At 62.4% G+C, this 15,328-nt stretch carries 8 protein-coding genes; 7 read left to right on the top strand and 1 reads right to left on the bottom strand.

The annotated features are described in order from the left end of the window. The first annotated feature begins 37 nt into the window (after positions 1-37). From bcsA to ASF13_RS20135, 5 genes are read left to right on the top strand one after another with little or no spacing between them, the layout of a single operon-like run. Positions 38-2,137, top strand: coding sequence for a UDP-forming cellulose synthase catalytic subunit (gene bcsA, locus ASF13_RS20155; protein WP_056240755.1), 2,100 nt, complete (start codon positions 38-40; stop codon positions 2,135-2,137). Further along, positions 2,134-5,070, top strand: coding sequence for a cellulose biosynthesis cyclic di-GMP-binding regulatory protein BcsB (gene bcsB, locus ASF13_RS20150; RefSeq protein ID WP_072166452.1), 2,937 nt, complete (start codon positions 2,134-2,136; stop codon positions 5,068-5,070). The genes bcsA and bcsB overlap by 4 nt, the downstream gene beginning before the upstream one ends. Next, on the top strand, positions 5,070-9,110 hold the full coding sequence (locus tag ASF13_RS20145) for a cellulose biosynthesis protein BcsC (protein WP_056241187.1): 4,041 nt from the start codon (positions 5,070-5,072) through the stop codon (positions 9,108-9,110). The genes bcsB and ASF13_RS20145 overlap by 1 nt, the downstream gene beginning before the upstream one ends. 2 nt (positions 9,111-9,112) lie before the next feature. Next, positions 9,113-9,577 carry a cellulose biosynthesis protein BcsD gene (gene bcsD, locus ASF13_RS20140; RefSeq protein WP_056240752.1) on the top strand — a complete coding sequence of 155 codons (465 nt, stop codon included), beginning with the start codon at positions 9,113-9,115 and terminating at the stop codon, positions 9,575-9,577. Between the two features lie 15 nt (positions 9,578-9,592). Continuing rightward, positions 9,593-10,585 (top strand): glycosyl hydrolase family 8, encoded by a 993-nt coding sequence (locus tag ASF13_RS20135; protein ID WP_200929800.1) that lies wholly within the window; start codon positions 9,593-9,595, stop codon positions 10,583-10,585. Between the two features lie 47 nt (positions 10,586-10,632). Here ASF13_RS20135 and bcsE read toward each other — a convergent pair whose 3' ends face one another. After that, a complete protein-coding gene (bcsE, locus tag ASF13_RS20130; RefSeq protein ID WP_072166451.1) occupies positions 10,633-12,039 on the bottom strand; it encodes a cellulose biosynthesis protein BcsE in 1,407 nt (468 codons plus the stop codon). 293 nt (positions 12,040-12,332) lie between these two features. Between bcsE and ASF13_RS20125 the strand changes: the two genes are divergently transcribed. Then, positions 12,333-13,820, top strand: a complete 1,488-nt coding sequence (locus tag ASF13_RS20125) for an EAL domain-containing protein (RefSeq protein WP_056240745.1) — start codon at positions 12,333-12,335, stop codon at positions 13,818-13,820. A gap of 229 nt (positions 13,821-14,049) precedes the next feature. Then, positions 14,050-15,324, top strand: a complete 1,275-nt coding sequence (locus ASF13_RS20120; RefSeq protein WP_056240741.1) for a dicarboxylate/amino acid:cation symporter — start codon at positions 14,050-14,052, stop codon at positions 15,322-15,324. The last annotated feature ends 4 nt before the right edge of the window (positions 15,325-15,328 follow it).

Genomic DNA, 15,328 nt, shown 5'->3' with positions numbered 1-15,328 from the left:
TACGAAATGAATGCCTGTTCGTGTTCAGGATGACCTTATGAAAAAAGCCCTGTTCTATCTGCTGCTACTGCTGCTGGCTCCGGTGGTTGCGGTGATCATCATTACCCCGATGGATAGCCAGAAACAGTACACCTTCGGTCTGATCTCTATCGCCATTCTGTTTCTGCTCGGCCGGATTAAAAGCCAGAAAGTGTCGATGATCATGGTGTTTCTCTCCGCCATGATGTCGACGCGCTATATCTGGTGGCGGGCTACCGAAACGCTGCACTTCAACTCGGAAGTCGAGGCGATCCTCGGGATCGGCCTGTTTATCGCCGAGCTGTACGTGTGGCTGATCCTGATCCTCGGCTATCTGCAGACCTCGTGGCCGCTGAAGCGCAACATCGAGCCGCTGCCGGATGACGTCAGCCTGTGGCCGACGGTGGACGTCTACGTCCCCAGCTATAACGAAAGCCTCGACGTGGTGCGCGACACGGTACTGGCGGCGCAGTGCATCGACTACCCGCGTGACAAGCTGAAAATCTACCTGCTGGATGACGGCAAGCGCAGCGAATTTGCCCGCTTTGCCGCCGACGTGGGCGTCGGCTACATCACCCGTGATGACAACCGCCACGCCAAGGCCGGCAACCTCAACCACGCGATGAAGATCACCAAAGGTGAGCTGATCTGCGTGTTTGACTGCGACCACGTCGCCACCCGAACCTTCCTGCAGGCCACCGTTGGCGCGTTCCTGAAAGACGACAAGCTGGCGCTGCTGCAGACGCCGCACTACTTCTACTCGCCGGATCCGTTTGAACGTAACCTGAAGGCGGCACGCGAAATCCCCAACGAAGGGGCGCTGTTCTACGGCCCGGTGCAGCAGGGCAACGATAACTGGAACGCCACCTTCTTCTGCGGCTCCTGTGCGGTGATCCGCCGCTCGGCGCTGGAAGAGATCGGCGGCTTTGCGGTGGAAACCGTCACCGAAGATGCGCATACCGCGCTGAAAATGCAGCGCCTCGGCTGGGGCTCGGCTTTCCTGGCGATCCCGCTGGCGGCGGGGCTGGCCACCGAGCGTCTCGGCCTGCATATCGTGCAGCGTACCCGCTGGGCGCGCGGCATGACGCAGATTTTCCGCGTTGATAACCCGCTGCTGGGGCGCGGCCTCAAGTGGCAGCAGCGCCTGTGCTACCTCAACGCCATGCTGCACTTCCAGTTCGGCCTGCCGAGGGTTATCTTCCTCACCGCGCCGCTGGCGTACCTGCTGTTTAACCTGAATATCATTCACTCTTCGGCCAGCCTGATCTTCTCTTACGTGCTGCCGCACCTGGTGATGTCGCTGTACGTCAACTCACGGATGAACGGCCGCTTCCGCGCCACCTTCTGGGGGGAGATCTACGAAACGGTGATGGCCTTCCACCTGGTGATCCCAACGCTGCTGACCATGATTTCGCCGAAGCACGGTAAGTTTAACGTGACCGATAAGGGCGGCCTGCTCGACGTCGGCTTCTTCGACTTCAACATCGTGCGCCCGCACGTCATCTGCGCGCTGCTGCTGACCGCCGGGGTGATCAGCGGACTGGTGCGCGCCTTCGCCCATGACTACTTCGGCGTGGACCCTTACGTGATCGCGCTTAACGTTGGCTGGGCGCTGTTCAGCCTGATTATTCTGATGGCGGCGATCGCCGTGGCGCGTGAAACCAAGCAGGTGCGTAAAACCATCCGTATCGACGTCAGTATTCCGGTGGTTGTCCACTACGCCAGCGGCATCTCCTCGCGCAGCCAGACCATCAACCTGTCGATGGGCGGCGTGCAGCTGAAGGCGCCGGATCGTCGTCATGAAGACGATCAGATCGAAGCGGTCGACCTGATGTTGCAGACCGGCGCAATCTCGATTCCGGTGCACCTGATCGACGCCAGTGCCGGCATTATTCGCCTGCAGTTCCAGGATATTCCGCTGTCGCGCCGCCGTGAGCTGGTGCGGGTGGTGCTGTCGCGCGCCGATGCCTGGATCAACCCGCCGGGCCGCAAGGACAATCCGCTGCGCTCGCTGATGACCATTATTCGCACCGTCTTCGAACTGTTCTGGCTGAGCTGGAAAGATGGCCGATCGAACAAGAAAAATAAGCTGAAAGCGGAAGAGGATGGCGTGGCATGAAGAAACTGGTATGGCGCGCGCTTTGCCTCGTCACCGCACTGACCCTCGGCAGCGCCCAGGCGACCCCGGCTGACCGCAGCGCGGACAATGACCTGCTGCGCAGCTTTATGCCGCAGGGGCAGGAGAGTGACCCGGCCGCCGCCGCTAACGGCGGTAGTACACCGGCTGGCGGCAGCGCTGCTGCTGCCGGTAATACCACGGCTGGCGGCAACGCCGCACCGGCGTGGCCGACGAATGACAGTAGCGCTGCGGGCAATGCTGCTGCCACCGGTAATACCACGGCTGGCGGTAACGCGGCTCCGGCCTGGCCGGCGAATGACAGTAGCGCTGCGGGCAATGCTGCTGCCACCGGTAATACCACGGCTGGCGGCAACGCGGCTCCGGCGTGGCCGGCGAACGACAGTAGCGCTGCGGGTAATGCTGCTGCCACCGGTAATACCACGGCTGGCGGCAGCGCCGCACCGGCCTGGCCGGCGAATGACAGTAGCGCTGCGGGCAACGCGGCTGGCGGTAACTCAACCGCCAGCGGCAATGCGGCCTGGCCAAACGGTAATGCTGCCGCAACCGGCGCGGCCCCGGACGCTGCCGCCAGCGCGGGATCTGGTGCCCCGGCTGATGACAGCGGGCAGCAGGGCCTGCCGTCCGGTGACGATGCGGCGCTGCCACCGGCCAGCGTCAGCGATATTCCCGGCCTGCCGCCGCTGCCTGCGCCGGTAGATGCCACCCCGACCAGCAGCGCGCCGTCGCTGGCCGGCATGTCGATCAACCAGCCGCTCAGCAGCCAGGTCAGCGTGGCGCAGATGGGTCAGCCGCAGGGTGTGACCCTGACCGGCGGCCAGCTGCAGTCCGGCATCGTCTTTACCCTGCCGACCGATGAGGTGATCACTAACGCCCGCCTGAACCTGTCGCTGAAGGTGTCGCAGGCGCTGGCGGCGCGCAACACCTCGCTGCAGCTGATGCTGAACGGCCAGCCGTTGGGCACCCTGCCGCTCAGCGCCTCGGATCGCAACACTGAAGATTTCCAGCTGGATATCCCGGCGGCGATGGTGGTCTCCAACAACAACCTCAGCTTTAAAATCAACGACGCCGACCAGCTGATGTGCGAGCGCGACAGCGCCGAGCAGTATCAGGTCACCATCCTGCCCGCCACCACCCTGGCGCTGGAAGGCCAGCAGCTGAATATCGGTACCAGCCTGCGTAACTTCCCGCGGCCGTTTATCGACCCGCTGCGCATGAACCCGGCCAGCGTGCCGATGATCTTCAGCGACAACGTTAACCCGGGTGACGTTTCGGCGGCGGCGATCCTCGCCTCGTGGATGGGCATTCAGGCCGACTACCGCGGCATCAGCTTCCCGGTGCTACGCGGCCAGCTGCCGGAGAAAAACGGCGTGGTGTTTGGCCGCCCCGGCGAGAAGATCGGTAACCTGACGCTGCCGGCGGCCAGCACGCCGCTGCTGCAGATCGTCGATAACCCGGATAACCCGGTCTATAAGCTGTTGCTGGTGGTCGGTAAAGACGACGCGCAGATGCGCCAGGCGGCCTGGCGTTTAATGCAGCCGTTCAACGACGATCGGCCGCAGCTGGATGTGGCCTCACAAACCATGCCGGTGCGTAAACCTTACGATGCGCCGCGCTGGATCAATACCGAACGCCCGGTGCGCCTCAGCGAACTGCTGCGCCAGGATCAGAACCTGACCACCAACGGCATCTGGCACGATGCGCTGCGCGTCAACTTCCGTGCGGCGCCGGACCTGTTCCTGTGGGACGGCGACACCCTGCCGGTGCAGCTTAATTACCGTTTCCCGTCGGAAAGCTGGATCGATGAAGATAACTCGGTGCTGAACGTCACGCTGAACGGCACCTTCCTGCGCAACCTGACGGTAAACAAAATCGGCCTGCTGGAGAACATCTGGCACCGGCTGGGCGGCGACGCGCGCCAGGAGAAATACACCCTGAAGCTCGACCCGTATCTGATTTACGGTGATAACCAGCTGCAGCTCTATTTCAATATCAAACCGAAGGCCAGCGCGCCGTGCAGCGTGCTGAGCAACAACAACATCAAGAGCCGGATTGATGAAGATTCGTATATCGACCTGAGCAACACCCGGCACTTCACTCTGTTGCCGAACCTCTCTTACTTTGTCGGTGCCTCCTTCCCGTTCTCGCGGCTGGCGGACTACTCGCAAACCGTATTGATGCTGCCGGAGCATCCGGCTAACGCCGAAATCAGCACGCTGCTGGATCTGGCAGGCCGTTCCGGTAACGCCACCGGCGTGGCGCTGAGTCATAACAACGTGCTGTTTGGCATCCCGAGCGGCGGCACCCTGCGCGAGCGGCTGGAGAACAGCGACGTGCTGTCGGTCTCGACCCTGAAACAGACCGCCTTTAACCAGGAGATGCTCTCCGCTTCGCCGTACGAAGTGCAGAACCATACGCTGGGGGTGAAGGTGCCGGGCACGCTGGACAAGGCGCGCGCCTGGCTGACCGGTGACTGGACCCAGCAGACGCTGGATGCCGATCGCTACTTCTCCTCGAACGAGGACTGGCGCGGCTTTGTCAGCTATCGCTCGCCGTGGAACAGCAGCCGGCTGGTGGTGATGACCGTCGCCACCGATGACGATCAGCTGGCGCGTCTGCAGAACGATCTGACCCAGCCGCGCATTAACGCCGGCATCCGCGGCGACACCGCGGTGATCACCGATGAGACCGGTATCCGCAGCTTCCGCGTCGGGCCACAGTTCCCGAGCGGCCAGATGCCGTGGTACATGATGGTGGTGTGGTACGCCAACCAGCACGCGGTGCTGCTGGCGCTGCTGGCGCTGTTCAGCGCCCTGCTAATCGGACTCAGTACCTGTGCGCTGCTGAAGCGTCACGCCTGGCGGCGTCTGCACCCGCAGAACCCTTCCCGAGACTCTGGCGAGGATAAAGAATGATGAAAACGTCCCTCACGCTGTTAAATGCCAGAATACGTCAGAGCTGGATCACGGGCGGCAGCCTGGCGCTGTCGCTGCTCAGCCTGCCCGCGCTGGCGGCAGACGCAAACCCGGCGGTGCAGGCGCTGTTCGCCCAGGCCAACTACTGGCACCAGAAATCGCACGACGATCTGGCGCGTGAGGCGCTGCAGAAGGTGCTGATGGTGGATGCGAATAACACCGAAGCCATCTACCTGATGTCGCTGTGGTCGCAGCAGAACGGCGACAACGCCGCCGGGGCCAAATGGCGTGAACGGCTCAGCGCGCTGTCGCCGAACGATCCGCGGCTGGTCGAGCTGGATAACGCCCGCCAGCTGCAGACCATCCCGGCGGCGCAGCTGTCGCTGGCCCGTCAGCAGGCGCGCAGCGGCAACACCGCCGCCGCGCTGCAGACCTGGCGTAACACCTTCAGCGGCAACGTGCCGCCGCCGAGCGTGGCGGCAGAGTACTATCTGACCATGGCCGGGGACCGCACCCTGCTGCCGCAGGCGGTGGATAACCTGCGCCAGTTCAGCGCGCAGAACCCGCAGGACAACGCCGCGCGGCTGGCGCTGGGTAAGGCACTGACCTACCAGGAGTCGACGCGTCGCGAAGGTGTGCAGATGCTGGAAAGCATGGCCGGCGGCAGTGCGGACGCCGACCGTTCACTGCGGCAGGCGCTGCTGTGGCTGGGCCCGCAGCCCGCCGACAGCACGCTGTACCAGAATTTCCAGCAGCGCCACCCGCAGGATACGGAGGTGATGAACCACTTCCGTAAAAACGTCGGCGGCGCGGCGAAAGGCCAGGGCTTTACCGCCCTGAACAGCGGCGACGTCTCCAGCGCGCAGAGCGCCTTTAACCAGGTGCTGCAGACCAACCCACAGGATGCCGACGCGCTGGCCGGCCTCGGCTACGTGGCGCAGCGCAGCGGTAACTATGCCCAGGCGGCTGACTACCTGGAGCGGGCGGCGAAGCTCGGCGGCAACGACAGCCAGCAGCGCCAGCAGCAGGCGGACGATGCGCGCTTCTACGGCCAGCTGGCGACTGCACAGCAGGCGATGAAAGCCGGCGACAGTGCTAAAGCGCTGGCGCTGAGCGAGCCGCTGGTGCAGGCCAGCGGTGAGAAGGGCGAGGCGGCGAAGCTGTTCCGCGCCGACGTGCTGCGCCGCAACAACCAGCTGGACCAGGCCGAGCAGACTTACCGCAGCGTGCTGGCCGCTGACGCCGACAACCGCCCGGCGAAAGAGGGGCTGTTCTACGTGCTGCGTCAGCAGAACCGCACGGCAGAGGCCAACACTCTGCTGGCCTCGCTGCCCGCCAGCGTGCGCGAGGCGGTAACGCCGCGCCCGCTGGCCACCAGCGATCCGGTGCGCCGTGACGCGAAACAGGCGCTGGCCGCCGGCAACCCGCAGCGCGCCATCACCCTTCTGCAGCAGGGGATGCAGCGCTTCCCTAATGATGCCTGGCTGCGCCTCGACCTGGCGCGCATCTATCAGCAGCAGGGTGACGCTGCTGCCGCCTCGGGCGTGATGCAGCCTGCTTACCGTAACGGCGCCAGCAGCAACGAAGTCTACGCGGCGGCGCTGTTTGCCAGCGAAAGCGGGGCCTGGGCGCAGGCCAACAGCCTGCTGGCGCGCATTCCGGCGCGCAGCCAGAATGCCGACATGCGCACGCTGGCGCAGCGGGTTAACTTCAATCAGCAGATGAGCGTGGCGAAGCAGTATCTCGACCAGGGCTCCAACGCGGCGGCGGCTAACACGCTGAAGGCGCTGGCGGCTAACCCGCCCTCCGCCCCGGCAGACGCCGGTAACCTGGCGAAAGCGCTGGCGCAGTCCGGCGATATGGCCAGCGCGGTAGCGGTGGTGCGCGGCAACATGCGCCGCGGCGTGCAGGGTAACGCCGGCGACTATGCGGCGCAGGTGGACGTGCTGAACCAGGCCGGGCTCGGCGCCGAAGGGCAGAGCTTCCTCAGCAGCCCGGAGCTGCAGTCGCGCAGCACCCCGGCACAGCTGGCCAGCCTGCGTAACGGCGGGGTGATTCAGGAAGCCGACCGCCTGCGCGAGCAGAAACAGTATGCGGCGGCGTATGACAAGCTGATCTCGGCGGTGCAGAACGATCCGCAGAACACCGATCTGATGTTTGCCATGGCGCGCCTGTATCAGTCCGGCAAGATGAATAAAGAGGCGGGGGTGGTCTATGACTACCTGATGACCCGCGATACGCCAACCCAGGACGCCCGCGAAGGGGCGGTCAACGTGGCGCTGGCGCTGGACGACGTGCCGAAAGCCCGCGCGCTGGCCGGCGGCCTGCGCGGTGAACAGACGCCGCAGCGCCTGCTGCTGCTGGCCCGCGTCTCCGAAGCCGAGGGCGACCATAACCAGGCGCTCAGCTACCTGCGCACCGCGCGCGGCAAGATGATTGGTCTGCAAGGGGCACAGACCGGCAGCAATCCGTCGGTAGGCGGCCTGCTGGCCTCCGATAACCCGTTTATCAACCGCACCACGCTGTCGCCGCGTCCGTCGCCTTCCGCTTATGGCAGCACCATGCCGTGGCAGCAGTCGCCGAACTACCGCGATTACCGCAATATTGACGGCGTACCGCTGAACGGTGGCACAGAGGTGGCGACGCAGCAGAACCAGACGCTGCATCAGATCGACACCATGATGGCGGAGATGGAGAAAGATACCGGCACCTGGGCACAGGCCGGCATCCAGATCCGCGGGCGCGACGGCGAGAACGGCCTGAGCAAGCTGACCGAAGCCAAAGCGCCGCTCACCTGGTCCAGCGCCCCGCTGGGCGACGCACGCTTTGACTTTACCGTCACGCCGATCACCCTGAGTGCGGGCAGCGCCAGCGGCGACGCCTACCGCCGCCTCGGCAGCGGCGCGGGCGAGCAGGCGATCTCCAACCTGATCACCACCATCAAAAGCGAGCAGGCCTACCTGGCGACGCTGAACGCCACCGATCTGGCCACCTTTAACGCGGCGAATCCGGGCGTGGCGACGGCGCTGACCGCGCTGGGCAGCGTCAGGTTTGACGACCTCAACCCGCTGACCTTGACCGGGCTGAACAACCTGACCAGCCTGAACAACAACACCGCGCTGAAAAACTATCTGGTGGCGTCATCGCGTAAGCCGAACACCGAAACGGCGATGAACAGCTCCAGCGATTCGCAGAGCGCCACCGGCGTCGAGCTGAACCTGGCGCTGACCGGCAGCAACTACAAAATCGACCTCGGCAGCACGCCGCTCGGCCAGGATCTCAGCACCCTGGTCGGTGGGGTGAAGTGGGCGCCGAAACTCACCGACTACCTGACGCTGATCCTGACCGGCGAGCGCCGGGCGGTCACCGACAGCCTGCTCTCCTACGTTGGCACCAAAGATCGCCTCTCCGGCAAGAGCTGGGGCCGGGTGACCAAAAACGGCGGTAACGCGCTGTTAAGCTACGACGACGGTGACGCCGGCTTCTACGTCGGCGGCGGCGTTTACAGCTACCTCGGTGAGAACGTGGCCAGTAACAAAGGGCTGGTGGGCAACGCCGGTGCCTACGTGCGGCCGTTCCACTATAACGATCGCGAGCTGAAGACCGGTATCAGCATCAGCTGGATGGATTTCTCGAAAAATCTCAGCTACTACAGCTACGGTCAGGGCGGCTACTTCAGCCCGCAGAACTTCGTCAGCGTCTCGTTCCCGGTCGACTATTCGCAGACCTATGATGATCTGAGCGTGCGCGTCGGCGGCTCGGCGGGCTATCAGTCCTATACCCAGGACCGCAGCGCCTACTTCCCGAACAACGCTGACTGGCAGTCGGCGCTGGAGGCGGCGGCCACCGCCGGTTTCGCCAAAGAGGCTTACTACTCCGGCGGCAGCAAAAGCGGCATCGGCTATAATCTGCACGCCGGCGCGGACTACAAAATTAATAAAGACGTCACCATCGGCGGCCAGATCGGCTATGACACCTTTGGTGAATATAACGAAAGTACGGCGCAACTCTATTTCCGCTACATGCTGGGAGGCAAATAAGCATGAGTCAGTTACCGGATCGCACCCTGAACTACTATCGCCAGCAGCAGGTTCAGCCCGGCTGGTTTGATCTGCTGAGCGTGATGATTCACGGCATGCTGCACAACGCCGGCGAGCGCGAAAGCCAGGCATTTTTACAGCAGATGGGCGATAACCTGGCCCGCCGCTATCCGCTGGGCCGCGCCGCCACCGTCAGCGAGCTGGAGGCACGGGCTAATCAGGTGCTGGCGCGGTTTGGCTGGGGGGTGATCGACATTCAGCCGTATGAGACGGCGATGGTTATCGATCACGTCGCGCTGCCGCCGGGGGACAGCCTGCTGTCGCCGGAGCAGTGGCAGCAGGCGTTTGCTGCGGTGCTGCTGGGCCTTTACGCGCGCTGGCTGCGCGAGCAGGGCGGGCGTGAGCACGTTGCGCTGGCCGTTGAAGCCAGCGGCGAAACCGCGCTGCGCTTTCGTTATCAGGTTTAAGAGGATTATCAGGGCATGTTGAGGGTGATGGTATTGGCACTGGCGATGGTGCTGGGCGCGGCTCAGGCCAGCGCTGCAGACGGCTGGAGCAGTTTTAAAACGCGTTTTCTGACCAGCGATGGTCGTATTCAGGACACCGGTAACAAGAACATCAGCCATACCGAAGGGCAGGGTTATGCCATGCTGATGGCGGTGTTTTACAACGATCGCAGCAGCTTTGAACAGCTGTGGGGCTGGACCGAAACCCACCTGAAAAACCCGGCTAACGGGCTGTTTTACTGGCGCTATCAGCCCGCGGCCGCCGATCCGATCGCCGACAGAAACAACGCCTCGGACGGTGATGTACTGATCGCCTGGGCGCTGCTGAAAGCCGGTGAAAAATGGCAGGTGCCCGCGTGGCTGAAGGCGTCTGACGCCATTCAGCGTGAGATCCTGGCGCGTAACGTCACCACCTTCGGTAACCGCACGGTGATGCTGCCCGGCGAGCAGGGGTTTAATAAAAACACCTACGTGATCCTCAATCCGTCCTACTTTATCTTTCCCGCCTGGCAGGATTTCGCCCGCCGCAGCCATCTGCAGGTGTGGAATCAGCTGATTAGCGACGGCCTGGCGCTGCTGGGTGACATGCACTTTGGCGACAGCAACCTGCCGCTGGACTGGGTGGTACTGAACGCCGACGGCAGCCTGGCCCCGGCTACCGCCTGGCCGCCGCGCTTCAGCTACGATGCGGTGCGCATTCCGCTCTATCTCGCCTGGTATGACCCTCAGAGCCTGCAGCTGGTGCCGTTCCAGCGCTTCTGGATGAACTTCTCACGCCTGCAAACCCCGGCGTGGATCGATGTGATGAGCAACAACAAGGCCACCTACAATATGGCCGGTGGGCTGCTGGCGGTGCGCGATCTGACGCTGAATGAAACCGGCTATCTCAACGATACGCTGGCGCCAACGGAAGATTACTACTCCTCCAGCCTGCATCTGCTGACCTGGCTGGCGTATAAAGCTCGCTAGGGAAACGGTGCGTTAAGGGCAGGCCGCATGGTACGGCCTGCCTCAGGTCACTCTGCGGTTTCCAGCTGGCGCAGTTCATCGGCGATCTGCGCATCGCCATACCAGACGCTCTGCAGCGCCACCAGCTCGGCATGGGGGCGGCGGAAGATAAATTTCAGCGCGATGCTCAGATCGCTGAAGCGGCAGGATGACAGGAACAGATAAATTAGATCGTCTGCGGTGGTCAGCAGATCGCCAAAGCGGCGTGGCTGGCACTGTGGCAGCACCTCTGCCAGGCTCATCCCGCTGACCGGCTGCAGCGCGACCAGCAGGCCTTTACCGTCAACAGGCAGCGCCGAGCTGTGCAGTAAGCCGTGTACCGCCCGGCAAAAAGCCGCCGTCGGCAATAACCCCTTCTCCTTCAGCGGCTGGATTGATTTTAACAGCACGTCGATCTGTGCAGGGACAAAACGGTTAAACATCTGCCCCTGCAGATCGTCCAGCACGGCAAGAAAACGGTTGTCCGGCGTATTGAACGGGATCACGGCGTTGACGCCACAGGCCAGCAGCAGACGTTCATCGCTGTAGCGCAGTGCGGTACGCGTCTCTCTGATCGCCATCTTCAGTGCGCTGCCGCGCTGGCAGCGCAGCGCATGAACGTGGCTGGCAAGCTCCACCACCTGGCTGTTGTGCTCAACGCTGAACACCACCGTGGCGGCGCTGAGGTGGCCAGCGGCGCGTGCCAGCTGGTGGTTATCTTCGAACAGCGTCCACTGGCTGCCACGCGGCAGAATATCGGCGACGGCATGCCTGCTGGCTAAAAACAGCAGGTCATCGTTGATCACCGGCGCCGCCTCCCTGTGCAGGGTGAATCCGTGGCTGTCGGTGGTCAGCGCAAAGGTCTTATCCTGCAGCTCCCCGCCCTGATAGCGCCACCAGCGGATCCGGTATTCCCAGTCATGTGGCTGCTTATCCAGCTGAGAGAGTCCATCAATGTGGCTGTGCAGCGTTTGCAGCCGGTCACGCAGGGGGGGACCTTCCGTTTCGCGGGTGATGATTAATAGGGTTGACTGTCGTGCTGATAACCAGTTTTTTACATTCTGCAGCCAGCGGGTTAACGCCCCGGGCGCTATTTTTTGCCACAGCGAAGCCGAATGATAAAATAAAAGAAATCGCGGGGCAGATGTCAGGCCGCGTGACAGCATATCGGTCAGCTGCTGCAGGGCATCAGGCGTTTCAGGCAAAGCAAAGAACGCCACATCCGCGCTGTTGACCAGCCCGTCCGGCAGCAGCAGCTCAGGCGGTTCGGCCACCGTACCGATCAGCGCCAGCATCGGCTGCGCGGCGACGATTTGCCGTACCAGCAGGCGTGCGTCCTCCTGACGATCCACCGTGACCCAGTAGCAGCCCGGCGATTGCATCAGTATTAATTCATTCTGAAGTTGACTCAGCCCTAAGGTAAATGAAATCGTCATAATCGTGTTCGCATCACGGATGTTCGGTTATGAGGTCTGACTGTCCTTAACAAGAATGAGATAAACTCTTATCAGTCCGCATACCTTACAACGTAAATGCCGCCACCGCGCGTGAATCTTTAAGAAAAGCCTTAAACCAATCCTCATCAGGCGTGATAACGTAAGTCGTGAAATCGGCCCGGCCGGTGGGATATCCGCAGGCTGTCCCGCTACCTGCCCGCGTTTCAGGTATACTCTGGGCTGGTAGGCCCGAGGTGTTTGGGATCGGGTAGTCAGGGATTCGGAGAGCAGGTTTGCGCATCAGTCGATCATTAACGATTAAGCAGATGGCGACGGTGTCAGGCGTTGCGGTAGTCACCATCTGTATTTTTATCGTCATCCAGCTTTTCCACTTTGTGCAACAGCGCAGGATTGACTACGCCCAGCAGATGGAGAATGTCGCCCACACGGTGCGCCAGCCGCTGTCTCAGGCGGTGCTGAAGGCCGATATCCCGCAGGCGGAACGCATTCTTAACTCGCTGCGCCCGGCCGGGATCCTCGCCCGCGCCGAAGTGGTGCTGCCGAACGGCCTGCAGGCGCTACACACCGACTTCGAGCCGGAAAAACCGGTGCCGCGGTTCGTCGCCCGGCTGTTCGAGCTGCCGGTACAGATTACCGTGCCGCTCTACTCGGTCGAACCCGCCAACCCGAAGCCGCTGGCGATGCTGGTGCTGCAGGCGGACTCCTGGCGCGTCTATCAGTTTATCCTCAGTGCCATGTCGACGATGGTCACCACCTTTCTGCTGCTGGCGCTGATCCTGTCGATCGCCATCAGCTGGTGCATCAACCGGCTGATGGTGCGGCCACTGCGTAAAATCGCCCATGAGCTGCGCGACCTGCCGGCACAGGCGCTGGCAGGCCATCAGCTGGAGCTGCCACGCTATCACCGCAACGATGAGCTCGGCCTGTTGATTCGCCACTACAACCGTAATCAACGCCAGCTGGCGGCGCTGTCGTCACCGCTGGCGGACAACTATGATATCGTCGGCCTGCTGGCCGCCGGGAGATTTGCCCTGTGGCTGCAGCCGCAGATCGATATGCGCAGCGGCGAGCTGGTCGGTGCAGAAGCGCTGCTGCGCCTGCAGCAGCCTGACGGCAGCTGGAGCCTGCCCGAAGACCTGATCGCCTGTGCCGAGCAGAACGGCGAGATCCGCCCGCTCGGGCGCTGGGTGCTGGAAGAGTCCTGCCGGCTGCTGACCGGCTGGCAGCAGGCGGGGATTACGCTGCCGCTGAGCGCCAACCTGTCGGTGATTCAGCTCAGGGACCCGCTGGTAATTGAGCATCTGCAGTCGCTGCTGCAGCGCTACCCGATCGCCCCCGGCAGCCTGATGCTGGAGATCACCGAAACCGCGCAGGTCGGCGAGCTGGGCCATGCGCTGCAGCTGCTGCGTCAGCTGCGTCAGAGCGGGCTGTCGGTGGCGCTGGATGACTTCGGTATGGGTTATGCCAACCTTGACCTGCTAAGCCAGTTCAAAACGCTGCCGGTGAGTAAAATCAAAATTGACCGCAGCTTTGTCGCCACCCTGCCGGCGGACGATGTGATGGTGCGCATTATCGCGGCGATTGCCGGCATCATTGAGCTGGACGTGGTCGCCGAAGGCGTGGAAACGCCGCAGCAGCGTGATGCGCTGCTGGCGCTCGGCCTTACGGTTGGCCAGGGCTTCCTGTTTGCCGAGGCGCTGCCTCCGGCCGTTTTTGACCGCCGCTACTTTTCGCACTCCTCAGCAATCAGCGATAATTGAACCTTTTGGGTAAAATTATCTGCTGACGTGATTCAGTTCATAAAATCAGTACAACGCTGGCCGATCTGGTCGACCACGGGTATTAATCCTGTTAACCGGGTGTTATTTTCGCGCTGTTCCAACACAAAATTATAAATAATTATTCGCCGAACGGGTGCGGCCGCCAGCGTGCACGCCGCTCCGCTCCGGCAGAATATGCGCAACCACCACGTCGTAAACCGGATACTCAATGAAAACATCCCTGTTCAAAAGTCTGTACTTCCAGGTGCTCACCGCGATCGCCGTCGGGGTGCTGCTCGGCCACTTTTACCCCGAGTTAGGTGCCCAGATGAAACCGCTGGGCGATGCCTTCGTCAAACTGATTAAAATGATTATTGCCCCGGTGATCTTCTGTACCGTGGTCACCGGCATTGCCGGCATGGAGAGCATGAAGGCGGTTGGCCGCACCGGTGCGGTAGCGCTGCTCTACTTCGAAGTGGTCAGTACCATTGCGCTGATTATCGGGCTGGTGGTGGTGAACCTGCTGCAGCCGGGGGCGGGCATGAACGTTGACCCGTCGACGCTGGATGCCAAAGCGGTGGCGGTCTACGCCCAGCAGGCCGAGCAGCAGGGGATCGTCGCCTTCCTGCTGGACGTGATCCCGGGCAGCGTGATCGGCGCCTTTGCCAGCGGTAATATCCTGCAGGTGCTGCTGTTTGCGGTGCTGTTCGGCTTTGCGCTACACCGACTCGGCGATAAAGGCACGCTGGTGTTCAACTTTATCGACAGCTTCGCCAAAGTGATCTTCGGCATCATCAATATGATTATGCGCCTGGCACCGATCGGGGCGTTCGGTGCGATGGCCTTCACCATCGGCAAGTACGGCGTCGGTTCGCTGGTGCAGCTCGGCCAGCTGATTATCTGCTTCTATATCACCTGCGTGCTGTTTGTAGTGCTGGTGCTGGGGCTGATCGCCCGGCTGGCCGGCTTCAATATCTTCAAGTTTATCGCTTACATCAAAGAAGAGCTGCTGATCGTGCTGGGGACCTCCTCCTCCGAGTCCGCGCTGCCGCGCATGCTGGATAAGATGGAGAAGCTTGGCTGCAAGAAATCGGTGGTGGGTCTGGTCATCCCGACCGGTTACTCGTTTAACCTCGACGGCACGTCCATCTATCTGACGATGGCCGCGGTGTTTATCGCCCAGGCAACCAACAGCCATATGGACATCTGGCATCAGATAACCCTGCTGGTGGTGCTGCTGCTGTCCTCGAAAGGGGCGGCTGGCGTCACCGGCAGCGGCTTTATCGTGCTGGCGGCTACGCTCTCTGCGGTCGGCCATCTGCCGGTGGCCGGGCTGGCGCTGATCCTCGGCATTGACCGCTTTATGTCAGAGGCGCGCGCGCTGACCAACCTGATTGGTAACGGGGTGGCGACCGTGGTGGTGGCAAAATGGGTTGGCCATCTCGACGAAGAGCAGCTGCAGGCGACGCTGAAAGGTGACAAAACGGCGGAAAAAGCGCTGTGAAATC

Origin of the sequence: Erwinia sp. Leaf53 (assembly GCF_001422605.1) — a bacterium.
GTDB lineage: Bacteria > Pseudomonadota > Gammaproteobacteria > Enterobacterales > Enterobacteriaceae > Erwinia.
This window is presented reverse-complemented; position numbering and strand designations above follow the sequence as displayed.